At 43.8% G+C, this 26,485-nt stretch carries 15 protein-coding genes; 13 read left to right on the top strand and 2 right to left on the bottom strand.

Features of this window, described 5'->3' with window-relative positions; genetic code table 11:
- The first annotated feature begins 65 nt into the window (after positions 1-65).
- Both rpoC and VLA57_RS04405 read left to right on the top strand, forming a co-directional pair.
- Positions 66-4,286, top strand: a complete 4,221-nt coding sequence (gene rpoC, locus VLA57_RS04410; protein WP_133104815.1) for a DNA-directed RNA polymerase subunit beta' — start codon at positions 66-68, stop codon at positions 4,284-4,286.
- A 276-nt stretch (positions 4,287-4,562) separates the two neighbouring features.
- A complete protein-coding gene (locus VLA57_RS04405) occupies positions 4,563-5,087 on the top strand; it encodes a DUF6586 family protein (protein ID WP_133104814.1) in 525 nt (174 codons plus the stop codon).
- A gap of 191 nt (positions 5,088-5,278) precedes the next feature.
- Here VLA57_RS04405 and VLA57_RS04400 read toward each other — a convergent pair whose 3' ends face one another.
- On the bottom strand, positions 5,279-7,972 hold the full coding sequence (locus VLA57_RS04400) for a penicillin-binding protein 1A (RefSeq protein ID WP_133104813.1): 2,694 nt from the start codon (positions 7,970-7,972) through the stop codon (positions 5,279-5,281).
- Between the two features lie 195 nt (positions 7,973-8,167).
- On the opposite strand from VLA57_RS04400, the gene pilM reads away from it, so the two are divergent.
- From pilM to VLA57_RS04345, 11 genes are all read left to right on the top strand, one after another.
- Positions 8,168-9,223 carry a type IV pilus assembly protein PilM gene (pilM, locus tag VLA57_RS04395; protein WP_133104812.1) on the top strand — a complete coding sequence of 352 codons (1,056 nt, stop codon included), beginning with the start codon at positions 8,168-8,170 and terminating at the stop codon, positions 9,221-9,223.
- Positions 9,223-9,888 (top strand): PilN domain-containing protein, encoded by a 666-nt coding sequence (locus VLA57_RS04390; protein ID WP_133104811.1) that lies wholly within the window; start codon positions 9,223-9,225, stop codon positions 9,886-9,888. Before pilM ends, VLA57_RS04390 begins: the two co-directional genes overlap by 1 nt.
- Positions 9,885-10,616, top strand: a complete 732-nt coding sequence (locus VLA57_RS04385) for a type 4a pilus biogenesis protein PilO (protein WP_133104810.1) — start codon at positions 9,885-9,887, stop codon at positions 10,614-10,616. The genes VLA57_RS04390 and VLA57_RS04385 overlap by 4 nt, the downstream gene beginning before the upstream one ends.
- Entirely contained in the window at positions 10,616-11,155 is a 540-nt protein-coding gene (locus VLA57_RS04380; RefSeq protein ID WP_133104809.1) for a pilus assembly protein PilP, read from the top strand. The genes VLA57_RS04385 and VLA57_RS04380 overlap by 1 nt, the downstream gene beginning before the upstream one ends.
- Before the next feature lie 27 nt (positions 11,156-11,182).
- Complete coding sequence (pilQ, locus tag VLA57_RS04375; RefSeq protein ID WP_133104808.1) at positions 11,183-13,561, top strand: type IV pilus secretin PilQ; 2,379 nt, start codon at positions 11,183-11,185, stop codon at positions 13,559-13,561.
- A 164-nt stretch (positions 13,562-13,725) separates the two neighbouring features.
- Positions 13,726-14,286, top strand: a complete 561-nt coding sequence (aroK, locus tag VLA57_RS04370; RefSeq protein ID WP_133104807.1) for a shikimate kinase AroK — start codon at positions 13,726-13,728, stop codon at positions 14,284-14,286.
- 81 nt (positions 14,287-14,367) lie between these two features.
- Positions 14,368-15,477, top strand: a complete 1,110-nt coding sequence (aroB, locus tag VLA57_RS04365; protein WP_133104806.1) for a 3-dehydroquinate synthase — start codon at positions 14,368-14,370, stop codon at positions 15,475-15,477.
- A 173-nt stretch (positions 15,478-15,650) separates the two neighbouring features.
- Positions 15,651-16,787: a hypothetical protein gene (locus VLA57_RS04360; RefSeq protein WP_133104805.1), complete on the top strand. Its 1,137-nt coding sequence runs from the start codon at positions 15,651-15,653 to the stop codon at positions 16,785-16,787.
- A 790-nt stretch (positions 16,788-17,577) separates the two neighbouring features.
- Positions 17,578-22,041 (top strand): glutamate synthase large subunit, encoded by a 4,464-nt coding sequence (gltB, locus tag VLA57_RS04355; protein WP_133104804.1) that lies wholly within the window; start codon positions 17,578-17,580, stop codon positions 22,039-22,041.
- A gap of 197 nt (positions 22,042-22,238) precedes the next feature.
- Positions 22,239-23,660: a glutamate synthase subunit beta gene (locus VLA57_RS04350; RefSeq protein WP_133104803.1), complete on the top strand. Its 1,422-nt coding sequence runs from the start codon at positions 22,239-22,241 to the stop codon at positions 23,658-23,660.
- 155 nt (positions 23,661-23,815) lie between these two features.
- A complete protein-coding gene (locus tag VLA57_RS04345) occupies positions 23,816-25,027 on the top strand; it encodes an FUSC family protein (protein ID WP_133104802.1) in 1,212 nt (403 codons plus the stop codon).
- Between the two features lie 91 nt (positions 25,028-25,118).
- Here VLA57_RS04345 and VLA57_RS04340 read toward each other — a convergent pair whose 3' ends face one another.
- A complete protein-coding gene (locus VLA57_RS04340; protein ID WP_333954443.1) occupies positions 25,119-26,243 on the bottom strand; it encodes an ABC transporter substrate-binding protein in 1,125 nt (374 codons plus the stop codon).
- Positions 26,244-26,485 lie beyond the last annotated feature (242 nt).

Here is a 26,485-nt window from a genome sequence, read left to right as displayed (position 1 = left end):
TTCATTCATCGTGGCCGCGCTCATAATACGCTGTCAGATGATTATAAAGATAACGGAGAAGCAACTTGAAAGATTTACTCGATATCATGCAAAGCCCTACCAGCAATGGTAACCATGAGTTTGATAGCATCCAAATTACCTTGGCATCGCCTGACGTTATTAAGTCATGGTCGCATGGTGAAGTAAAAAAACCTGAAACTATTAACTACCGTACGTTCAAACCTGAGCGTGATGGTCTTTTTTGTGCCAAAATTTTTGGTCCAGTAAAAGATTTTGAATGTTTATGTGGTAAATACAAGCGTCGTAAGTTCCAAGGCGTTATCTGTGAAAAATGTGGCGTTGAAGTCACGACCGCTAAAGTTCGTCGTGACCGCATGGGTCATATCGATTTAGCGAGCCCTGTTGCGCATATTTGGTTCTTAAAATCATTGCCAAGCCGCATCGGTCTATTGCTAGACATGACACTTCGTGATATCGAACGCGTTTTGTATTTTGAAAGCTACATCGTGACTGAGCCAGGTCTGACTTCTTTGGAGAAGTATCAGCTGCTTGATGACGAAGATTATTATAAAGCCCTTGAAGAATTTGGCGATGAATTCACTGCCAAAATGGGTGCGGAAGCGGTTCAAGACCTTTTAAAAGATATCGATTTAGATTTAGAGATTGATGAGCTGCGTGAAGCGATTCCGCAAACGGGTTCTGAAACCAAGCTTAAAAAGATGTCTAAGCGTCTTAAATTATTAGAAGCATTCAGTGATTCTAATAACAAGCCTGAGTGGATGGTAATGAATATCTTACCAGTACTACCACCAGATTTGCGTCCGCTAGTACCACTAGAAGGCGGTCGTTTCGCAACATCAGATCTTAACGATTTATATCGCCGCGTTATTAACCGTAATAATCGTTTAAAGCGCCTACTTGAGTTAAGCGCTCCTGATATCATCGTACGTAACGAAAAACGTATGTTGCAAGAGTCAGTAGATGCCTTGCTTGATAACGGTCGCCGCGGTCGAGCTATTACTGGTAGTAATAAGCGTCCATTGAAATCTTTGGCCGATATGATCAAAGGTAAGCAAGGTCGTTTCCGTCAAAACTTACTTGGTAAGCGTGTTGATTACTCTGGTCGTTCGGTGATCGTTGTAGGTCCAACACTACGTCTACATCAGTGTGGTCTACCGAAGAAAATGGCACTTGAATTGTTCAAGCCATTTACTTATAACAAACTGTTATCTCATGGTCTAGCGACAACGATTAAAGCTGCCAAAAAGATGGTAGAGCGTGAAGAGCCACAAGTGTGGGATATGCTGGCCATGGTTATCCGTGAGCATCCAGTACTCCTTAACCGTGCGCCAACACTTCACCGTTTAGGTCTACAAGCATTTGAGCCAGTACTAATCGAAGGTAAAGCCATCCAGCTTCACCCTCTAGTTTGTACCGCGTTCAACGCTGACTTTGATGGTGACCAAATGGCCGTTCACGTGCCATTGACACTAGAAGCTCAGCTTGAATCACGTGCGCTGATGATGTCGACCAACAACATCTTGTCTCCTGCGAACGGTGAGCCAATCATTGTACCATCACAGGATGTTGTATTGGGCTTGTATTACATCAGCCGCTCGTCAGTAAATGCCAAAGGCGAGGGCATGATTTTTGCCACCGTTAATGAAGCATTACGTGCAATTGGTTCAAACGATTTACATGTTAACGCCAAGATTAAAGTTCGTGTCACTGAAACGCATATTGATGATGATGGCAATCGTACTAAAGAGACGAGTATCAAAGATACCGTTGCTGGTCGCTTGTTAATCTGGAACATCATGCCTGTTGGTATGTCGTTTGATGAATGTAATGAAGAGATGACTAAGAAGAATATCTCTAAACTGATCAACTCTTGCTACCGTAAAGTGGGCGTAAAAGAAAGTGTTATGTTTGCTGACCAATTGATGTATCTTGGTTTTGCACAAGCGACACTATCTGGTGTGTCTATCGGTATCGATGACATGGTTATTCCACCACTGAAAAAGCAAATCATCGAAGTCGCTGAAGCTGAAGTGCGTGAAATTGAAGACCAGTTTGAGCAAGGCTTTGTAACGGCTGGTGAGCGTTATAATAAAGTGGTCGATATTTGGTCACGTACTAATGACAAAGTCGCTAAAGCGATGATGGACAACTTAGCGACTGATAAAATTATCAACGCTAAAGGTGAAGAAGAAGAGCAGAAGTCATTTAACTCTATCTTTATCATGTCAGATTCTGGTGCTCGTGGTAGTGCCGCACAGATTCGTCAGCTTGCTGGTATGCGTGGTTTGATGGCTAAGCCAGATGGCTCAATCATTGAAACACCGATCAAAGCTAACTTCCGTGAAGGTTTGACCGTACTTCAGTACTTTATCTCAACGCATGGTGCGCGTAAAGGTCTTGCGGATACGGCATTGAAAACAGCTAACTCAGGTTACTTGACGCGTCGTTTGGTTGACGTAGCACAAGATTTGGTTATTACCAGTGATGACTGTGGTACTGAGCAAGGCTTGCTCATGAAGCCACATATCCAAGGTGGTGAAATCATTGAGAAGCTCGGCGAGCTAGTACTAGGTCGTGTAACGGCACGTGATGTCACTTATAACGATAATGCTGAAAAAATCTTGATTCCAGCGGGTACGTTGATCGATGAGCATTGGGTTAAAGTACTAGATAACAATGCAATCGATGATATCTGGGTACGTTCAGTGATTACTTGTAATATCGAACATGGCGTTTGTTCACAGTGCTATGGTCGTGACCTTGCTCGTGGTCATAAAGTGAATATCGGTGAGTCTGTTGGTGTTATGGCGGCGCAGTCTATCGGTGAGCCTGGTACTCAGTTGACCATGCGTACTTTCCACGTTGGTGGAGCGGCAAGTTCTGCTTCTGTGGACAACAGCATTTCAGTCCGTAGTGCTGGTCAAGCGCATTTTGAAAACATGAAGACTGTACAGCATACCGATGGTCATTTGGTTATCGTATCGCGTTCAGCTGAAATCGCCTTGACCGATGAGCTTGGTCGTGAGCGTGAGCGCTATAAAGTACCTTATGGTTCAAGCGTTCTTGTAAAAAATGAAGACCAAGTTGAAGGTGGTCAAACCATCGCTAAGTGGGATCCGCACACGCATCCTATTATTACAGAATTCGCGGGTACCGCACGTTTCAGTGAGATTACTGATGGCTTAACTGCTACCGTAAAAGTTGATGATGCGACTGGTATGAGCTCGTTTGAGATTCTAGCTACTCGAGATCGTTCAAGCTCAGCAAAAGACTTACGTCCGGCGATTATCTTGAACACAGACGAAGGTAAAGAAGTCGTTTACTTCTTACCTGCTGAAACCATCATTCGCGTTAGCGACGGTGAGAAAGTTGCGGCCGGTTCGATTCTAGGTCGTGTACCACAAGCGTCTTCAGGTACCAAAGATATTACCGGTGGTCTGCCACGTGTAGCTGATTTATTCGAAGCACGTCGTCCAAAAGATCACGCTATCATGGCTGAAATGACGGGTGTTGTTAGCTTTGGTAAAGAAACCAAAGGTAAAAATCGCTTCATTATTACTAATGAAGATGGCGAGATTCATGAAGAGCTGATCCCGAAATGGCGTCAGATTAACGTCTTCGAAAACGAGACTGTTGCTCGTGGTGAGGTTATTGCTGATGGTCCACAAAATCCGCATGATATCTTACGTCTGAAAGGACAAACCGCGCTTGCTGATTATATCGTTAACGAAGTGCAGGACGTTTATCGTCTGCAGGGCGTAAAAATCAATGACAAGCACATCGAAGTTATTATTCGTCAGATGTTGCGTAAAGTTGAAATTACTGATGGCGGTGATTCAAACCACTTTAAAGGTGATCAAGTAGAATATGCTGATATCAAAGCATTGAATGCCAAGCTAGAAGCGGAAGACAAATTTCCAGTTCAGTTTGAACGTCAATTACTTGGTATTACCAAAGCAAGTTTGGCAACCGAAAGCTTTATCTCAGCCGCATCGTTCCAGGAAACGACTCGTGTCCTAACGGCTGCTGCGGTCACTGGTAAAGTGGATGAGTTACGTGGTCTGAAAGAAAATGTAGTCGTTGGTCGCTTGATTCCAGCTGGTACTGGTCTTGCTTATCATAAAGCTCGTAAAGAAAAAGCAGAGCAAAAACTGCAAGATAAAGACTTAAATGCGGCGTTTGATATGTCAGCAACGACTGATGCGACAGACTTTGCAAGCTTCGATGAAGCCTTTGCTCAAGAATTGAATCAAGGTAATCATTAAACTAGATAGCATTTAGTTATTTGAATAAATAAAAAGCCAGCCTAAGTTGCTGGCTTTTTTTGCTTTAAAATTCCATCACAACAAGTTTTTTCTTGGGAAATGATGAGATAAAATAGTACACTGCATAACCGCATTACTTAAATAGTCAGAGATTTTGGCTCTAGTATTCATAAGTATTCATAAGTATTCATAAGTATTCATAAGTATTCATAAGTATTCATAAGTATTCATAATTTCCGATTATTTTTAGCAGTACTCACTAAAAAGGATAAGCGCATGGCAGATAAAACTCGCGTTGCCAAATATCAAGCTGACCGTACCAATCAAAAGCTATATTTTTGCCGCCTTGCCTGTCAAGCCGCTGCAGACACAACTGACAAGCAGTTATATCAAGCACATTGTGAGACCGCTATTTTTCATCTATACGGTACGTTTTTAGCTTTTTTACAAGAGCTTGGTCACTTTTATAATATAACGCTGACGACGCCGACGTTGCTAGATATCGAAGAAGCACTGATCGAGCGTACGCAAGTATCACCTGAAGTGCAGCGTCTAAAGCAGTTACAGCAGCAAGGATTTCTGGCTGATATAGAACATGCCTATCAGCGTTGTCTATATGCCGTGATATCTGAGCATTCGGTGGATAAAGCGGCTGACGACAAAAAACAAGTGCCTGATTTGATTGTCAATGTAGTGACACTTTCCAATCAATGGTTGCCAGATGATGCGACCATACGTGAATGGCGCCAACAGTTTTTGGAGCTGATTGAGCAGCTACGTGCTGGTATGGTGGAATTTTAGTTCTTATGGCTTAGATTATATTTTCAAAGCTTCGTTATGAGTACTTAATGATTAGCTGCTACCTTTAAGCTGAGTAGGGCATAAAATTAAATGCAATTGAAATATGTCCTATAAAAAAGGCTGGCTCAGTGTTTACTGAACCAGCCTTTTTAAATGTATCAATACAGAAAGCAGACGCTCTAAGCAGTCTATTACTCAGGCATCGCTGGCATACGTTCTACAGGCTTGACTACTAATGGTTTTGGTTTCTGCGCTGGGCTATTAGTAATACCATTATTAGCAGGTTTAACATCGGTCGTAACAGCCGGCGTTTCAACAGGTTTTGGAGCAGGTGGCTGGCGCTTCTGAATAGATGTCTTTACTGGTTTTTCCGATTTGCCTGTATCAATATCTTCGCCATCAAGTTCAATGACCCCTTCATCCATCATCTCTATAATGTTTTGCTTTTGTTTCTTGGACTTGGCACGGTTATTAATAGAGACCCATTGGCTAGGCGTGTCTTTAAGTTGGGCTTTCATAAAATCCATCCAAACGGGTAGGGCTGCCACACCACCATATTCGCGACGACCCATGGTTGATGGTTGATCAAATCCCATCCAGACGACGGTTGCATTGGTAGGATGGAAGCCTGCAAACCAAGCATCTTTCGCTTCATTGGTGGTTCCTGTCTTGCCGCCAATATCATCACGTCCCAAAGATCTTGCTTTAAACGCTGTACCACGCTGTATTACATCACGTAAAATATCTGCCATCTCATAAGCGACTTTAGGCTTTAAAATACGCGGAGCTTGTTCAGCGCGTACGTACTGTACAACAGGTGCTTTTAGGCGATCTGATTCTGGGCTGGCATCATAAATACTCAAATCAATCTTGTTACTGTCTTTAGTAGGGGTTTTACTCTTGTCAGCCTCTATATCGGTTTCTGTATTTTTACTTGCCGGCGATTCTTTAGCGTCGCCTGTTTTATCGTCTTCAGCTACTTTTTTACTCTCCTCAATTTTTGCATCATATTCTTCTGTTAGTTTTTTATTGACATCGTCGAGCTGCTCATTGAAACATAGGGCACAAGCTTGCTGAGGATTGGCTTGAAATAAAAGCTTATTATTATAGTTATAAATTTGTTCAATAAAATAAGGTTGAATGCGATGCCCGCCATTGGCAAAGGTGGCGTAAGCGGTTGCCATTTGTAATGGGGTTGCTTGACCTGTACCCAACGCTAAAGACAAAGTAGTTGGCAGCTTCTCTTTATCAAGACCAAATTCATCTAATAAGTTGCGAGCGTCAGAGATGCCAATTGCTTGCAGCAAGCGAATAGATACTAAGTTACGTGATAAATAAAGTCCGCGGCTTAACGTAATATCACCTAAGAAGCGACCATCAGAGTTTTTTGGTTTCCAGTCACCTACTTGCAGCGGGCGATCCGAAACTATACTATCTGGACGATAGCCTTTTTCTAATGCTGCTGTATAGACAAGGGGTTTAATGGTAGAACCCGGTTGACGCCAGCCCTGCAGAGCACGGTTAAATTTACTATGGTTAAAATCAAAGCCACCGACCAAGGCACGAACGCCACCGGTATCAGGATTCAGAGAAACCAAACTACCTTGTATCTCAGGTATTTGACCAAGCTGCCAGCCACCACTAGCAGTCGGTATCAGGCGGATAATATCGTTCTTACTCACTATTTGGCTGGCATTACTTGGAAAATAACCAATGCGATCAGCAGAGATATATTTACGTGCCCAGCGCATACCAGACCAATTAACGGTCACGCTTTCTCCTGAAAGCATGGTTGCCTCAAAACTACTGCTATTCACTTTAGTCACTTTGGCAGGCGACATATTGCTATAGCGACTAAAATTCTTTAGCGGTTCATCATTTGCTTCGGCGCCGCGCCAGCCATGGCGATGCTCGTAAGCAACCAAGCCAGATAAAATTGCCTTTTCTGCATCTATTTGTGCTTGACTATCAACCGTCAAGCGTACACGCCAGCCGCCATGCATAACTTGCTCACCATAACGATCAACCAAAGCTGCGCGCGTCATTTCTGCCAAATACGGCATATTAACATCCAGCTTTTCTTGATAAAGCTTAATACCGATGGGCGCATTAATGGCTTCGTCATATTGGGTTTTGTCGATGTAACCCAATTCATGCATGCGACCAATAATCCAGTTACGGCGTGTGAGCGCACGGCTTGGATTGGCAACAGGATTGTATTTAGAGGGTGCTTTCGGCAAACCTGCAAGCATTGCCATCTCAGCAATGGTGAGATTTTCTAATGATTTACTATAATATTTTTTGGCAGCCGCACGAATACCGTAAGCGCCTTCACCTAAGTAAATTTTATTGACATAAAGGGTAAGAATATCGTTTTTACTCAACTCGTCTTCAATCTTACGGGCTAAAAATAATTCCGTTAGTTTGCGATTTAACGTGCGATCTGAGCTTAGAAAATAATTTTTGGCGACCTGCATGGTGATGGTCGAGCCACCTGTTTGGCTTTCATCATCCGTCACCACTTCGGTGACCGCCCGCCCTAATCCTTTAATACTAATACCGCTGTGCTGAAAAAATGAAGAATCTTCTGCTGCCAAAAAAGCATGGGTCAAGTCTTCCGGTATCTCTTCAAAGGTAATAGGTAATGATAAACGGTTGCCATATTGCCCAATCAATTTGTCATCACTACTATATATCTGTAATGGCATCTCTAAAGTTGCTGTTTTAATCTCTTGCGTGCTTGGCAACGTTGGCGATAAATACATCGCCATACCATAGAAGCCAATAGGGACGGCAAGCGCTAATACAACCGCCAACGCTAGACAGGCAATGAAAAGCCCCACCAAAAAGTGAATGAGACGAACGGTGGCATTTTTTTTGGTCATAGTCAGACTTATCGATTAAGGTTTGCAACAGATAAAAAACATTATACCTTGAACAAAATAGCCAAGTAATAATAAATGTGTAAGTTAGCCTCTACAGGACATTTAAATGCTTGAATCTATCTGTTAAGTAAAGTATTGTACTAAATTATTACAAATAACTATCAGATTGTACACTTAATATAAGGTATAGAGTTTGTGAGGCTATTTACTTCTAAGAGTCGACATTTGATTGGCGTGGATATTTGTACCACCTCAGTGAAGTTGGTTGACATACAGCGCCAACAAGGCGTTTTTCACCTAAGATCTTATGGTACTGAAATATTACCTGAAGGCGTAGTCATCGACAAACTCATTGTAGACACGGAAGTGGTAGGCAATACTATAGCAGGCTTAGCAAGGCGTTGCCAAGCGGCGGGTAGTAGTGCAGCCACAGCAGTCTCAGGGTCAGCGGTGATTACTAAAATCATCGATATGGATATGGTGCTAAGTGACGTTGAGCGTGAAGCTCAAATTCGTTTGGATGCTGACCAATACATACCTTATCCGCTAGAAGACGTCAATTTGGACTTTGAAGTATTGGGTCCCTCTCTTATTAATGATGACATGGTGCAAGTACTGCTTGCCGCCTCTCGTTCAGAAAACGTTGACCAAAGAGTTGATGCCTTAACCTTTGGTGGTCTGCAAACCAAGATAATGGATATTGAGTCGCATGCCATTGAGCGTGCTTTTGGCTTGATGGCAGACAGTCTGCCAAACTTGCCAGATTTGGTGGCGCTGGTTGATATCGGACACAATCAAACAACACTATATGTCGCCAAAAATGGCGAGTTTATCTATAGTCGTGAGCAGTTATTTGGAGGCAGTCAGCTGACAGAAGCCATCCAAAACCGCTATGGTTTGTCTGCTGAAGAAGCTTCTATTAGTAAGCGCGAGCGTGCTCTACCTGATGATTACTATACTGATGTCTTAACACCATTTATAGAAAATACCATCCAACAAATCACTCGCTCTTTACAGTTTTATTTCTCCTCAAGTCAATATAGTAGTATCGATCATGTGGTCCTTGCTGGTGGCAGTAGCTCTATTGCGGGTCTTGCTGGTATGGCGCAGCAGCGATTGGGCGTGCCTGTGAGTATTGCAAATCCGTTCATTAATATGACTATTGCGCCGCATATCGATCATGAGCAACTGGCGATTGATGCACCCAGCTTAATGGCCGCTTGCGGTCTGGCGTTAAGGAGCTTTGACTAATGGCTCGTATTAACCTACTGCCTTGGCGAGAAGAAGAGCGTGCCCGCCGCAATAAAGAGTTTATCACCTTGGTGGTGGCAGTGACACTGTTGTCTCTGCTTGCAGCATTTGCGACGTGGAGTTATTTTAATAACGAACTTGCTGAACAATTAGATGCCAATGCACTGATTGAACAAGAAAACGCTCGCTTGGATAAAGCGTTGGTCGAGATTGATAGCTTAGAGCAGCGCCGTGAAGATATCATCTCACGTATGCAAGTTATTCAAGACTTGCAAGGTCGACGTCCTGTACCTGTACGTCTATGGGATGATCTTGCTAAAGCCATTCCGCCAGCGCTTTATTTGAATAATCTAAAACGTGAAGGGGATGTATTAACATTGACAGGTCTTGCTGACAATCCAAATGTGGTATCAAGTTTGATTCGTAATCTTGATAGCAGTAAGTGGATGGGCGATTCAGCCGTAAGTAATATTCAGCAAAATATTACCGCTTATCAAGCAGCCCCCGTTTTGGAAAATACGGTCACTACGCCAGGTGAACAACCGCGTCCTATTTATCCTGAAGACAGCTATGTGCAGTTTGTGATCACGACTAAAGTACAGTCTGAAACTGCCGTGCCTGTCGAAGGTGCTGATGGCGCTATTGTACCTGGAGGTGAGTTATGAAACTGACCCGTAAAAAAACCCGCATTAAAATCAAAAAGACAGTGATAAGACAAAGAAAGCAGTTTGATTTAAATGAGTTTCGCCGCAGTTTTGAGTCATTGGATTCTGAAAACTATGGCAGTTGGCCGCTGCCTGTTAAAGTCACTGTCATTGGTTTTATTATTGCTTTGATTGCTGCTTTGTCATGGGCATTACCAATCAGCAGTAAAATCGATGAAATTACAGCAGCAGAAAGCCAACAACAAACCTTGCTCGATAGCTACCGTGAAAAAGAATCGCGCGCGCGCCATCTGCAAGCTTATCAAGCTCAAGTGATTCAAATGGAAGCGGAGTTTAATACTTTGCTTGACCAGCTACCAAAAGATACCCGTGTATCAGAATTGGTTGAGGGTATCAATATGACGGGCGTGGGCAGTAACATACGTTTTCAGGACATATCTGTCGAGCCTGAAATTGAAAATGAATTCTTTATTGAGCAGCCTATTCGTATTGCAGCGTTGGGTGACTACCATCAATTTGGTAGTTTTATTAGTGGTTTGGCAGCTTTACCAAGGATTATCACCATGCACGACTTCGAAGTCAGTAATCCGCAGCCAACCTTGGATGTTTTACCCGAGCTAAATTTGGTATTGCAAACCAAAACCTATCGCTCCAAAGAAGCGGTCCCTGAAGGTGATGCAGCGGCGGCTGAAGCTGTACCCACCGATGCTGCTGCAGGAGGCAACTAATGACTAGCTACAAACTGCCTAAGTTAAGGTTATTGCTGTTAAGCGCTACTGTTTTATCTCTAACGGGTTGTACGGATCGTATCGGTTTAGCAGAACAGGCAATGGCTGATATCCGTAACCAGCCTGCGCAGCCGATTGAGCCTCCTCCTCAGGCCGAGCTGGTAGAAGATTTTGTCTATAGCGCCAGTGCGCAGCGTAGTCCATTTTTGCCACCGAGTTTAGTGAACGTACAAGGTCCGACCACCTTTATTGATGGGGTACGCCCTGATATAACCCGAGTCAAAGAACCGCTTGAACAGTACGAGCTGACACAACTGATTTTTCGCGGTGTGGTTATCTCGCCTGAAGGTCAACAGTATGCTTTAGTACAGCGTCCTGATGGCTCAGTTGCTAGTGTTAGAGTGGGTAATTATCTTGGATTGAATGACGGTCGTATTGTTGAAATCACACCGACTCAGATTAACTTGATTGAAATTGTGCCAGACAGCCGTGCTGGGTTTGTTGAAAAACCCCAGTCACTGGTGTCCCCTATAAGCTAAGTCGGCAGATTTTTTGAGGAATAAATAATGACAGTACGCAATAACAAGGTAATGACGATGAGCAACCGCGTATCTTCTACTTTTGCCATCTCTGCATTGGCAATGAGTATGGTAGCTGTAAGTAGCATTGCCCATGCCGAGCAGCGCATCAACAATGTCTCTGTGGTGCAGACTGCGCCAGCCGTAACGCAAATGCGTTTAGGGTTTTCAGGTGCGCCAGTATTACCAGCCGCTTATCAGCTCGACAATCCTAGCCGTTTGGTGCTGGATTTTGAACAGGTGCAAAACGGTCTTGCTAGTCGCTTTAAAGAATATAATATCGGTATGGTCAATGAGGTCACCACCTTAAATAGTGACAATACCACCCGTCTTATCGTTGGGCTAAAAAAGACGGGCAACTATACCACCGCGATTGATGGCAATGAATTATTGCTGACGATTACGGACCCTAATCGTCCAGTGATTGCTCCGGTGGTCACGAAAGTCATTACCAACGACCCTGTACAAGATGTCCTAAATGGCAATTCGGCTATTACTACCACGGCTGTGGTTACGCCCATTGTTGAAACCAGTAGCGTTGCTGTCGCGCCTATTAGAACCACAGTCACAAAAAACCAAGTACCTGCTGACACCATGGTCGTACGTGTCAACCCTTTATTAAGCCCACAACTTGCCTCTGCACAAGTCAGCAAGCAGTATAGCTATGATGGGCTAAGCGCTGTGAATTTTTCAGCAGGGAATGATGGCGGTGGTAACGTTAGTATCTCACTTGCCAATGAAGCGATTCCTGTAGACGTTCAGCGTCAAGGTAATAAGCTGGTTGTGCGTTTGACAGGCAGTACCGTACCTAGAAATCTGCTACGCCGATTGAATGTTAATGGTGGTTTGGTAGACAGTATTGATACTAAAAACCAAGGTCAAAATGGTGTTATTACCATCAATATGAAAGACGATTTTGAATATCAAGCCTATCAATCAGGCAGTCAGCTAAATATTGGTATCAGACGACCTGAGCTGCTACGTGAGCCGACGCTTGAAGAAAAAGTCTATACCGGTGCAGCGCTATCTATGGAGTTTCAAGATGTTGAGATTCGTAGTGTCCTAGATATCTTAGCGCAGTTTACAGAGATGAATATCGTTGCTAGTGATTCGGTCGCCGGTAATATTACCTTGCGCCTTATCAACGTACCTTGGGATCAAGCACTTGATATCATTCTTAAAAGTAAAAATTTGGGCAAACGTGAAAACGGTAACGTAATTTTGGTTGCGCCTTCAACTGAGCTTGCTGAACAAGAAGCACGTGAGCTTGAAGCCCAGCAAGCGGTTGAGTCTTATGCACCGTTACGTACTGAATATATCCGTCTAAGCTACGCAAAAGCGGCAGATGTCCTAACCCTGATCTCTCAAGGTAGTGGTGGCGCCTCTGGCGGTAGTAATACTGGCAGCGCCAATGCTAATACTAAAGATAGCAATAGCTTGCTCTCTAATCGTGGGACGGTAACAGTCGATGAGCGTACCAATACTTTGATTGTTAAAGATGTGGCAGCCAGCATTGAAAATATCCATAAGCTGATTGGTAAAATCGACATTCCTGTCCGTCAGGTCATGATTGAAGCGCGTATCGTTAGCGCGACTGATAGCTTTAGTAAAGAGATTGGAGTGCGTTGGGGTATCTTGTCAAATGGCGCTGCCAATAATCGGAACTTGTTGGTCGGTGGCAGTAACCAAACTTTATGGGACTTAAAAGATTTTGATGTGCAGACCACGACTATTAATGGTCAGACCGTCTCTTATCCTAAATACGATATTACTCGTCCTGACAATCTAAACGTTGATTTAGGCGTTGATAATCCAGCAGGTCGTATTGCCTTTGGTCTGCTAGGTATTTCTGATTTTATGCTCGATCTTGAGTTGTCAGCCATGCAAGCAGACAACCGCGGTGAAGTGATTTCTACGCCAAAGATTTTGACCTCTGATAAGCAAACGGCAAAAGTATCTTCTGGTACGCAGATTCCTTATCAAGAAGCATCAGCAAGTGGTGCGACTACTACTAGCTTTAAAGAAGCTGCTTTAAGTTTGGAAGCCACGCCAAATATTACTCCAGATGGTAAGATTGGTTTGCAGCTGCTAATCACCAATGGCACACCGACCATTATTAATAATCAGGTTGCCATCGCTGAAGACTCGATTTCTACTAACGTTATTGTTGAAGATGGTCAAACCATTGTATTGGGCGGCGTCTTTAAAAACCGTACTAATAATGGCGTCGATAAAGTACCTTTCTTAGGTGATTTGCCTTATATCGGTCGTGCCTTCCGTAAAGACGTGCGCAGCAATACCAAAGAAGAGCTGCTGATATTTATCACGCCGAAACTGATCAATGATGGTATTAGTCGCTTAGATTAGTCAGATTTTAGTTGGTTTTGAGTCATAAAAAGCAAGCCTTAGTGCTTGCTTTTTTAATGGTTGATTTTTAGGCTGGCAAGGATTTTACTAACAATAATCACAGCTCATTACTAGCCAGAATATCAATGACGTTGTATCATACCTAATTTAGCTGAGTGAGTACTATGGTTGAGGAATTACCGTCGGTATTTTTGGTAGGGCCGATGGGAGCAGGGAAGACCACAATCGGCAGATTACTGGCAAAGCAGCTCGGGCGCTCGTTTGTAGACAGCGATTGGTATATCGAATCGCAGACCGGTGCCGATATCGCTTGGATATTTGCCAAAGAAGGTGAAGCAGGCTTTCGAGAACGGGAAACGCGTGCAATCGATGAGCTAACACAGCAACCGCAAATTGTTTTAGCGACTGGCGGCGGTGCTGTGATGGCCGCTGAAAATCGTGAGTATTTAAAGCAGCGCGGTATCGTTATTTATCTCAATGCGCCTGTCGGTGTACAAATGGCTCGTACTGCGAAAGACAAGTCGCGTCCTTTATTACAGCAGCCAAACCCTAGAAAAATACTGCAAGGTTTATATAGCGCGCGCGATCCATTGTACAGGGAAGTAGCGCATATCATTATGCCAACAGGACATACGTATCCACGGCACATGGTCAATCAATTATTACAGCAGCTTAACTCATTTTGTATCTCTACGTCTGTCGATTCAGAGCCTGAAAAAGACTGATGTCAAAAAATGACTAGTATGACCAATATTATCGAATACCTATTTAGTTAAATTTTACTCGTAAGAATTAAGGAGATTTTCATGGCAACGCCACTGTTTCATGCTGACTTGACAGTACATACGCAAAGTCATGACTATCCAATCGTCATTACTGAAAACGCAATAGCAGAAAATAGCAGTATGGCTAGCCAAGTTGCCCCTTATATTACAGGTCGTCAAGTCCTTATCGTCACCAATGAAACGGTTGCGCCTTTATATTTAAAGGCTTTACAAGAGGAACTTGAAGCGCAGTTTACCGTCAAAGTCTGTGTGCTCCCAGATGGTGAACAATATAAGAACCAGTCGAGTATCAATCAGATTTATGACGTGCTGATGGCAGCGCATTTTAATCGTGATGTGACTCTGATTGCGCTTGGTGGTGGTGTCATTGGTGATATGACGGGATTTGCAGCGGCAAGCTTTATGCGCGGCGTCAATTTTATTCAGATACCAACCACCTTGCTTTCTCAAGTGGATTCAAGTGTCGGCGGCAAAACCGGTATCAATCATCCGCAAGGCAAAAACATGATTGGCGCATTCTGGCAGCCGCAAATGGTATTGGCAGATATGAGTACACTCAAAACCCTGCCAGCGCGCGAGCTGTCAGCAGGGCTTGCTGAAGTTATTAAATATGCGCTGATTATGGATGCCGAGTTCTTGACTTGGCTTGAGCACAACCTGCCTGCGATGATGGCTTTAGATCTAGCGGTACTGGGTGAAGCGGTCAAGCGCTGCTGCCAGTACAAAGCTGATGTTGTCGCCCAAGATGAAAGAGAATCAGGTGTACGTGCTTTATTAAATTTTGGTCATACGTTTGGTCATGTGATTGAAACTCATGAAGGTTACGGTAGTTGGCTACATGGTGAGGCAGTCGCTGCGGGCATGGTACAAGCGGCTGAGCTGTCGCAAAAAATCGGCTGGTTAACGAGCGATGAGGTTGCTCGTGTTAAGCGCATATTGTCATTAGCCAATTTACCGATCACGCCGCCGCCTATTGAAGTTCAGACCGCTTTGGACTTAATGGGGCATGATAAAAAAGTGAAACACGGACAAATCCGCCTTATTTTGTTAAAATCATTGGGTGAAGCAGTATTAACCAATGATTTTGACCCGCATCTGCTCACCGATGTGCTAGCCATGCATGCACCGTAAGCTATAAAAGAACATACATTATAAATGGCTATGAGCAGTTAATTTTTCAATATAGAAATAGCACGGTACTAAAAGCGATTCTCTTTTATTTTGAAGTGAGTATAGAGCGCTTGGTTTTATCTGTATAATTTTTATGACCCTATCCTAAGCATATCTTTACCAAGGACACCTCCATGGCAGCATCTCGCTCGACGACTCGCACCGCGAGTCAATCCTATCGCCGTCAAGCGCTGATTTGGCTGATAGCGACTCTGATGTTGGGTGTGACCACCGCTTTGGTATGGATGTTTAGCCAAACGCCAGCGATGGGTGCCAAGATAGAAAACGCGCCCATAGCAGCGCCGAAAACACTGAGTGCGGAGCTTGAGCAGCCATTGAAAATTGAATCGCTGCATGAGCTTGATACTGACGTACAACCGATAAGTTTTGATGAAACGGTTCGTGATTTGCGCAGCTATCCTGATGAGTTTAAAGATAAGCGTTATCTGCTTGCCAACAAAGGCAAGTGGACAGTACAGGTCATGAATGTCGCTGAAAATGAGGTGATTGTCAGTTATCTAGAAGGACGTGAAGACCGTAGCAAATTTACATATTTCCGCTACCTTGATGAAAACGAGCAAGTCCGTTATATGCTGACTTATGGCTTGATGGGTAGTCCACAAGAAGCAGTTGGTGCGGCTAAGCTGATAGATTTTAAGCTGCCTGCCAATGTACGAGTATTGCCTGAAGAGATCAATCGCTACGTCAGCATCATTGATAATTATGAGCGCCCTGATCCTGTAAAAGATTTGAGTACAAAACGTACCCGTGCCGTCAATCTGAGACCAACCAAGCGTGAAGTGCCGCTACGTCAAAAAACACCTACGGTAAATAACAGTGAGCAATCCGCAAGCAATGCGACCAACCGTACTCCTCAAGAATCGACCAATAGCAGTGCGACTGAAAGCATTCGTCAGTCCGTTGATACCTCTGATACCTTGACAGTTAATGAGGAGCGTATTTTCGGTATAGAAGAGCAATCTCCTACTACCTCAGCTCCTAAAAGTACTGATAATAACCGTAAGCCTGAGCAAGAAAGCAAAAAGCCTGTTGTATCTGGTACTGATACTAATTCAGCGAAAAAACCACCAGTGGTTGCCACGCCTAAGGCGCCGAATAACACTACCAATCCCAACAGTACAAATTTGGATAATAAAAATTCAAATGCAAGCTCGGCGAATAAAAATGCCAATAATAGCTCTAACAATACGGCAGCGCCAAAAGCCAAAAACGACAGTATAAAAGAGCTCATCGAAGAAAAGAAAGACTAATTTTAAGTAAGCATATACGTCAAAAAGCCCACTAAAAAATACAGTGGGCTTTTTTATGAATCATTTACTTATGGGTTATGATATCTTATATAACCAATAGCAATATAAACACTTACAAAATCTGACGGATGAATCGGCAGAAAAGACTAGATTTTTTGTTAATCATTCACTAATATAAGGATGGGTGACGCTCTGTATAGTTATCGTAAATGGTCATTTGTTAGCTTCTAATTTTATTAGATCTAGGATAAATGATTAACAGAAAACATCATATCTCAAGCGCTGCTACTTGTTAGCTAGTTACTAGTTATCCGCTACGATCAGCATATCGCAAGTGGCGCAACTTCTCTTACTATCATCCTTATTAGGATTGTTAAGGCGCTTGAATATATGCGTCTTATATTCACATTTGATGGATAAACTGCGTTTTTTCAGCTATTTACTAGTTTGGTCATTGAAGATTATAAGATTCATATTGAAACCTATAGCCAACATAAGATCGACAAGTAGTCACGTTGAAGTGCTTAATATTTTGATTTGCGACGATTGCCATTGAATACTTTCACCAAGTTATCCTATCAATCCGCGTTAAATTGATGGCTCAAATGTTGCTAGCATACAGGGTACTTTGATAATTGTTCTTATCATACCCAGCGCACTGGCAATAATTTTTCTGCTCGCGCTTTGTTAATCCGGATATGTAAATATAATCCAGCCCGTTCTGCTTGCGGAAAACGGTTTGTGCATCACATTGGTTGCATAAACTTCCGCTTACTTAAAAGGACCAGCTATGTCAATGATTTCCTCCCATACGCATTTGGCCTCGCCAGATGACTTTTCTGACAATTGCGGTTTTGGTTTGATTGCTCATATTGAGGGTCAGGCCAGTCATGACTTGGTAAAAACAGCCATTCACAGCCTAAGTTGTATGACCCATCGTGGCGGCGTGGCAGCTGATGGCAAAACCGGCGATGGTTGTGGTTTATTATTAGCGACGCCCGTTGCCTTTTTTAGAGACATTGCAGCAGAGCAACAGTTTGAGATAACGGATAACTTCGCGGTTGGTATGGTATTCGTCAATCCAGATACGGCAACGGCTCAGCATAGCCTACAGGTATTAAATGAAGAGATTACCGCGCAAGGCTTAGAGGTAGCCGGCTGGCGCGATGTACCACTTGATTTAAGCATTGTCGGTGAAATTGGGCGTCAGACATTACCAGATTTTAAGCAAGTATTTGTCAATGCGCCGGATGGTTTAGCGGCAGATGATTTTAATCGCAAGCTGTTTGTAGCGCGTAAAAAATCTGAGCAACGCTTGGTTGATGATGAGCTGTTTTATGTCTGCTCATTGAGCTGTCAGACTATTATTTATAAAGGTTTGGTGATGCCTTCAGACTTGCCAGCTTTCTTCTTAGATTTGCAAGATGCGCGTTTGGCGTCGCATATTGTGGTATTCCATCAACGTTTTTCAACCAATACGCTACCGCGCTGGCCACTAGCCCAGCCTTTCCGCTATCTGGCGCATAATGGTGAGCTAAATACCATCTCCGGCAACCGCAGCTGGTCTGAGGCGCGTACGCCAAAATTAAAATCAGATAAATTACCCAATTTGAATGAGCTAACGCCCTTAGTTAATAGTAGTGGCTCAGACTCATCTAGCTTAGACAATATGCTAGAAGTTCTGATGTCAGGTGGTATGAGCTTGTTTCATTCAATGTCGATTCTGGTGCCACCTGCTTGGCAGAATGTCGATAGCATGGATATGGACTTGCGGGCATTTTATGAGTTTTACTCGCAGCATATGGAAGCATGGGATGGTCCTGCAGGTCTCGTGATTCAAGATGGTCGCTATGCCGTCTGTATGCTGGATCGGAACGGTTTACGTCCATCGCGCTGGGTGACGACGAAGAATGGTTATATTACGGTCGCCTCAGAAGTAGGGGTTTGGGACTATAAGCCAAAAGACGTGCTCGCTAAAGGTCGTGTTGGACCCGGTCAGATGCTAGTCATTGATACTCAAACCGGTCAAATAATGGATACCAAAGCCATCGCGACCTTGCTTAAAAAGGCGCATCCGTATCGTAAATGGTTACGTGACGAGGCGACTCATATCCGTGATGATGAGCGCTTAGAAGAAGAGATAGCTGCACAGGCATGTCGCGGTGAGCCGTTAAAAGCATTGCAAAAAATGTATCACATCACCAATGAAGAGCGTACAGAAATCATCCGCCCTAACGCTGAAAATGCGCAAGAGCCAGTTGGTTCGATGGGTGATGATACGCCAATGGCGGTACTGTCACAGCAGATTCGTCATGTCGGTGATTTCTTCCGCCAGCAATTTGCACAGGTGACCAATCCACCGATTGATCCACTACGTGAATCTATTGTAATGTCGCTACAGACGTGCCTCGGCGCTGAAACCAATGTGTTTGCGCCATCAGCCCGCGACGCGCATCGTATTATCTTGTCATCGCCGGTGCTCTCAGCAAGTAAGATGCAGCAACTTGAAACTGTGAATGATCCTGCTTTTAAGATGGCACGTATCGACTTAAATTATGACCGTACATTAGAACTTTCCGCTGCCATTATCTCTATCTGCGAGCAAGTTGCCAGTAGCATTCGTGCTGGTCATACCTTGATTGTCTTATCTGATAAAGACATTGCGGTAGATAAAGTCCCTGCCAACGCCATAATGGTCACAGGGGCGGTGCATCATTATCTGATTGCACAAGGTATTCGTACTGATGCCAATTTAATTATTGAAACCGGTCTGGCACGTGATTCACATCAAGTCGCGGTATTAATTGGCTTTGGTGCGACCTGCGTTTATCCTTATCTAGCTTATGACGTGATTGATGATTTGGTTGCGACTGGCGAGCTGCTTGGTGATCCGATTCAGGCACGGGTAAATTTCCGTAAAGGCTTAGATAAAGGTCTGCTAAAGATTTTATCAAAAATGGGTATCTCTACCATCGTGTCATATCGCGGTGCGCAGTTATTTGAGGCGGTAGGTCTTTCTGAAGAAGTGGTTAATCTGTGCTTTAAAGGCGTGCAAAGTCGTATTAAAGGCGCAACCTTTGCTGATTTGGCAGCGGATCAAGCACAGCTCGCGGCAAATGCCTTTAAGCGTCGTGCCCCACTTGACCAAGGCGGCTTATTAAAATTTGTCTTTAATAAAGAGTATCATGCCTTTAATCCTGATGTGATTAATAGCCTACATTTGGCGGTACGAACTGGTAATTATGACAATTACCGTCAGTATGCAGAAATCGTTAATAGCCGTCCGGTCGCTACTTTACGTGATTTATTACAGCTTAAAACGGATAATCCTCTTGAAGTAGATGAGGTTGAAGATATCTCGGCCATTTTGTCGCGTTTTGACTCTGCTGGCATGTCGCTAGGCGCGCTGTCGCCAGAAGCGCATGAAGCCATCGCTATCGCTATGAATACCATTGGTGGTCGCTCAAATTCAGGTGAGGGCGGTGAAGACCCTGTACGTTACGGGACACTGCGTAACTCAAAAATTAAACAAGTTGCCTCTGGTCGTTTTGGGGTAACGCCCGCCTATCTGCGTTCAGCAGAAGTCATGCAGATCAAGGTTGCTCAAGGGGCAAAACCTGGTGAAGGTGGTCAGCTGCCAGGTGGTAAGGTCAATGCTTTAATCGCCCGCTTACGCTACTCTGTGCCTGGAGTGACGTTGATTTCACCGCCGCCGCATCATGATATTTACTCGATTGAAGATTTGGCGCAGCTTATTTTTGATCTTAAGCAAGTCAATCCAGATGCGTTGGTGTCAGTTAAGTTGGTTTCGCGTCCGGGTGTTGGCACGATTGCAACAGGTGTGGCAAAAGCCTATGCTGACTTGATTACTATCTCAGGTTATGACGGCGGTACGGCAGCATCACCACTGTCGTCTATCCATCATGCTGGTTCGCCTTGGGAGCTAGGTCTTGCTGAAACTCATCAATCATTACGCGTTAATGGCTTGCGTCATAAAGTTCGTATCCAAACCGATGGCGGTCTAAAGACAGGACTTGATGTGGTCAAAGCCGCCATTCTTGGTGCTGAGAGCTTTGGTTTTGGCACGACGCCGATGATAGCGGTCGGTTGCAAATACCTACGTATTTGCCATTTAAATAACTGTCCAACGGGCGTTGCCACTCAAAAAGCCCAGCTACGCGATGATCACTTCATCGGTGAAGCTGAAATGCTGATTAATTTCTTTAAATTTGTCGCAACCGAAACACGCGAATGGCTTGCAAAGCTTGGCGTGCGCACGATGGAAGAGTTGGTTGGACGTACTGACTTGCTTGATATATTAGAAGGCAATACTGCTAAGCAACAGCATCTTGATTTATCGCCTCTATTATTTAGTCATCCTGCCAGTAGCGGCAAAGCGCAGACTTGTCAAGTTGAGCGCAATGAGCCATTTGATAAAGGCTTGCTTGCTGAGCAGATGATTAGTGATATGCTGCTGAATATTCGTCAAGGCAATGGTGGCGACTATAGTTATTACGTTGGTAACTGTGATCGCTCGATTGGGGCGCGTATCTCAGGCGAGATTGCAGAGTTATGGGGCAATCTTGGCATGAGTGACAAACCTATTAAGCTGCATTTGACCGGAACAGCAGGACAAAGTCTAGGTGTTTGGAATGCTGGTGGCTTGCATATTGAGCTTGAAGGCGATGCCAATGATTATGTTGGTAAAGGCATGGCAGGCGGTGAGATTGTAATTTATCCACCAAAAGACTCAAGCTTTGTGACGCAAGATACTGCCATTGTAGGTAATACCTGCTTGTATGGTGCAACAGGTGGCAAGCTATATGCTGCTGGTACGGCAGGGGAGCGTTTCGGTGTTCGTAACTCAGGTGCTCATGCTGTTATCGAGGGCACAGGCGACCATTGCTGCGAGTATATGACGGGCGGTATCATCACCATACTTGGACGTACTGGTCTTAACTTTGGCGCAGGCATGACGGGTGGATTTGCTTATGTACTCGATTTAGAAGGTGATTTCTTTGATCGCTGCAACCATGAGTTGATTGATTTAAATCGTATTTCAAGCGAGCAGATGGAAAGCCACCGTATCTACTTACAGCAGGTCATCGAAAGGCATGTCGATAAAACGGGTAGCGCATGGGGGCAGACCATATTAGCGGACTTCGAGCATTATGCGCGTAAGTTCTATTTGGTTAAGCCAAAAGCAGCAAACGTTGCAACTTTGCTTAAAACCACGACCGCCGATCCGCAATAATTGATCTGATTTATTGATAGCGTTGTGTACCATAATATATAGATATTAGAGGTGCACGACGTTATTCTAAAAATGAATTTATAGATGTTTTGAGCAGGTAAATGACAGCCTATATAAGTAAATTTGCCTCATTGAGGCTGCCTATATCGACTGTCGTTAACCACTATAAAAGACCCCTATATAAAAGAGACAATACCATGGCAAAACGCTTAGAAAATAGTTTTCAGTTTTTAGATGTGCCACGGCTTGAGCCGATCAAAAAAGACATCGCCACGCGTTCAACAGAGTTTGTTGAAATTTATCAGCCGTTTGAAAGTGAATCAGTCGCTCAGCAATCGCATCGCTGTTTAGAATGTGGCAATCCGTATTGTGAGTGGAAATGCCCCGTACATAATTACATTCCTAATTGGTTAAAACTAGCCGCTGAGGGTCAAATTTTCCAAGCTGCAGAATTGTGTCATCAAACCAATACTTTGCCTGAAGTCTGTGGACGTGTGTGCCCGCAAGACCGCTTATGTGAAGGCTCTTGCACACTCAATGACGGCTTTGGTGCCGTGACGATTGGCAATGTCGAGAAGTATATCAATGACACCGCTTTTGCCCTCGGCTGGCGTCCTGATATGTCTAAGGTTATTTGGACAGACAAGAAGGTTGCCATCATTGGAGCAGGACCTGCAGGTCTTGGCTGCGCAGATATCTTGGTCAGAAATGGCGTCAAACCCGTTATCTTTGATAAACGTCCAGAGATTGGTGGTTTATTAACTTTCGGTATTCCAGAGTTCAAAATGGAAAAAGACGTCATGCGTAATCGCCGTGTCATCTTTGAAGGCATGGGCATGGAATTCCGCCTCGAGACAGAAGTTGGTACCGATGTCAGTATTGATGAGCTGCTCGGTGAGTATGATGCTGTATTTATGGGTATGGGTACTTATACCTATATGCGTGGCGGCTTTGCTGGTGAAGAATTGGAGGGTGTGTATGACGCTCTGGATTACCTGATTGCCAACGTAAATCGCTGTAATGATTGGGAAAAAGACTCAGGCGAGTATATCGACCTAAAAGGCAAAAAAGTCGTGGTGTTGGGTGGTGGCGATACCGCAATGGACTGTAATCGTACCAGTATTCGTCAAGGTGCTGAGCAAGTATTCTGTGCTTATCGCCGTGATGAGGAAAATATGCCAGGCTCACGTCGTGAAGTGGTCAATGCACGCGAGGAGGGGGTTGAGTTCTTATTTAACCGCCAACCGACTGAAATAATTGGCTTAAACGGTAAGGTCAATGCGGTAAAAGTAGTAACGACGCATCTGGGCGCACCAGACGAAAACGGTCGTCAATATCCTGAGCCAATTGCCAACTCAGAAGAGATTATACCCTGTGATGCAGTGATTATGGCATTTGGTTTCCGTCCAAGCCCTGCGGATTGGTTTGACGCGCAGCAAATTTCTATGGACAAATCTGGTCGAGTATTGGCAGCGGAAAAACAAACCTTTAAGTTCCAAACCAATAATCCTAAGATCTTTGCCGGCGGCGATATGGTACGTGGCTCTGATTTGGTAGTCACTGCCATTTGGGAAGGTCGTGAAGCGGCTGAAGGGATTTTAGATTATTTAGAAGTGTAGTAATTAGACTGATTGACACCCAAATGCTCACTTAACTTTGCCTTTTTCTGGTGATGTGCGAGCTTGTTTTGACACTTAACGTCTTTTATCTTTTAATAGGTAAAAGGCGTTATTTTTATGCTTTTTTTAATTTTAATTCTCATTAATGATAAGAGATGTGCTGCGTGAAGCCGACTTTTTTACAACGATTTACCGCTCCTGTGATAGAGCCATACGCTCGCTATCAGCATGCTGATGTGCTGCATGCTATACGTTTGGGCGTGGCAGTTATACTCGCTTTATTAGTCAATAAAGTCACCAATTTTCCACATGGAGAATGGACGACTATCACTGTTTTTATTATTCTAGGATTGCTACAGTATCAAGGTGCAATTTATACTAAGGCTAAAGAACGAGTACTTGGTACTTTATTGGGTATTGGTGCTGCGCTCGGTATTGTATGGTTTAGTCAAGGCGTAGGGACATGGTTGTGGGTAGATTATGTCATCATCGGACTGATGAGTGGTATTATTGGCTATCTGGCGATTAGGAATCTTGGCTACACAGGGTTATTGACTGGTATAACCATGTTGATGATTGTCTCAGATTTGGGTCAAAGCACTATCGGCCAAGATGGTATCTACCGTGCCCTCAATATTTTACTTGGTACTGGCCTTGCCGTTGCAGCGACATTGATTTTGCCATTGAAGTCCACATTGATGTGGCGATTCTTACTGGCTAGTAACCTCGATGCTTGTAGTAATCTTTATGCTAGAGTAGGCAATCATATCGATACTGCTGAAGAATTGATTGATGGTGCTGTTCAGTACGTCAATCCAACAGTCTTTGCCGTACCTGTTAACAAAGCCTTAGTGATAGAGCTACAGCAGATCAATAAAAGACTCTTAGCGGTACGCCCCCATTTAGCAGCAACAACGAGCGAGTCTGGTATCGATAAAGAGACAATTGAGAGTATTCAACGTACCCACCGAAATATTATTGGTACGATTGATCTGCTGCTAACGGCAGCACCGCGCTTAGCCAGTATCGAGATCGATGAGGATAATCATATCCTGCTCATACATTATCAGCATGAATTAACCCAAGTGATGCAACATATGGCAGCAGTGTTGCGTAGCCCAAGTGATGAGGTGTTTCGTCCCATTACGCGTATTACCTTATCAGAATATCCAAGCGTAGAAAATTTAGGCTTTGAATGGCAGGGCTACTTTTGGTTGACACAAACTTTACAAGTGCAATTACAGCAGCTTAGTGACTTATTACAAGAGACTAAGCCGCAGTGGTTTGCGGCTTCTGGTCTGCGCTACCAGCGCCGTGAACAACGACGTATAGAGGAGCATGGCGGTGAAACAGATTTGCATTTATAAATAAAAAACGCTGACTCTATAAAGTCAGCGTTTTTTTACAATCATAATTATTAAAAACGGCTATCAAAAATCGGCCATTAATAAACAACGATTAACGACCAGTTTTTAGCTTATCCCAATACTGTTGGTACACCTGCAATGCTTCATCACCAACATCTTCTTGGAATTCAGCTTTTGCCAATACGTCTTTACTAGGGTAGATGGTTGGATTATTTTTGACGTCATCTGGCATCATTTCACGTGCCGCACTATTAGGCGACGCATAACCTATCTCTTCACTAACAATTTTGGAGTTCTCAGGACGTAGCAGATAGTCTATGAACTTGTGGGCTGCATCGACTTGCGTGGCGTTTTTAGGAATGACAAAATTGTCCATCCATAATATCGCACCTTCGGTTGGGTATTTATACACCAAACTGGTGAGACCTTCACTATTAGCAATGATAGCTTCACCATTCCACGTCATACCGACGCTGGTTTCACCTTCCATATATGGCATACGTGAAGCATCTGAGTTAAAGGTTTTTACATTCGGCATCAAGGTTGTGAGCTTCTCATACGCGGCTTTAATTTCGTCAGGATTTCTACTATTGCCAGAGTAGCCTAGGGTTAATAGCGCCATGCCAAACACTTCGCGCATATCATTCATCAGCATCACTTGACCCTTATACTCAGGACGCCATAAGTCATTCCAACTATTGACCGTGGCTGGATCAACCGTCTCGCCATTGATAGCAAGACCGGTGCTGCCCCACATATAAGGAATCGAGTATTTGTTTTCTGGGTCAACCTTGGTATTGGTAAAAGAAGTATCAAGGTTTTTAAAATTGCTCAATTTAGACTTATCAAGCTCTTGTAGCAGACCTTCTTTTGCCATTTTTTCGACATAATACGTCGATGGAATCGCCAAGTCGTATTGGCTAGAATCATCAAGCAGCTTTAGCTTGGCATACATGGCTTCATTAGAGTCAAAGGTGGTGTAATTGACTTTGATACCGGTCTCTTCAGTAAAGCCGTCAAGTATTTCTTGCGGCATATACTCTGACCAGTTATAAAGGTTCAACGTGACATCGCTGGTAGCAGAACTATCGATAGGCGCGTTATCAGATTTGCTACAGCTGGTAATAGAGAGTCCGATGGCGGCACAGAGTAATGCTTTAGGCAGTATTTTAATAGAGGCGTGAGTAGACCAATTGGATGAAGATAAATGGGACAAAATGTCTCTCCTAAATTAGGGCAAAAGGTGAAAAGCGGGCGCATGATCCGTCATAAAATTAATTCATTATACGGTTATGATCATGGTAAGTCGAAATTTACAGGGCAGTGATTTAACTGAGTTCAGCACTAGCCAATGCTAGAAGTACTGCTCATGAAATGATAGCAATCAATCATGCTATGATAAGCGTGACTTGGTCTTTAGCCAGAGCTCTTTAAGTATAGTCATACTCTAACCATAAC

The organism is Psychrobacter sp. S4(2024), assembly GCF_036861305.1.
Taxonomy (GTDB): domain Bacteria; phylum Pseudomonadota; class Gammaproteobacteria; order Pseudomonadales; family Moraxellaceae; genus Psychrobacter; species Psychrobacter cryohalolentis.
The sequence above is the reverse complement of the archived record's forward strand: the minus strand, read 5'-3'. Positions and strand labels throughout refer to the sequence as shown.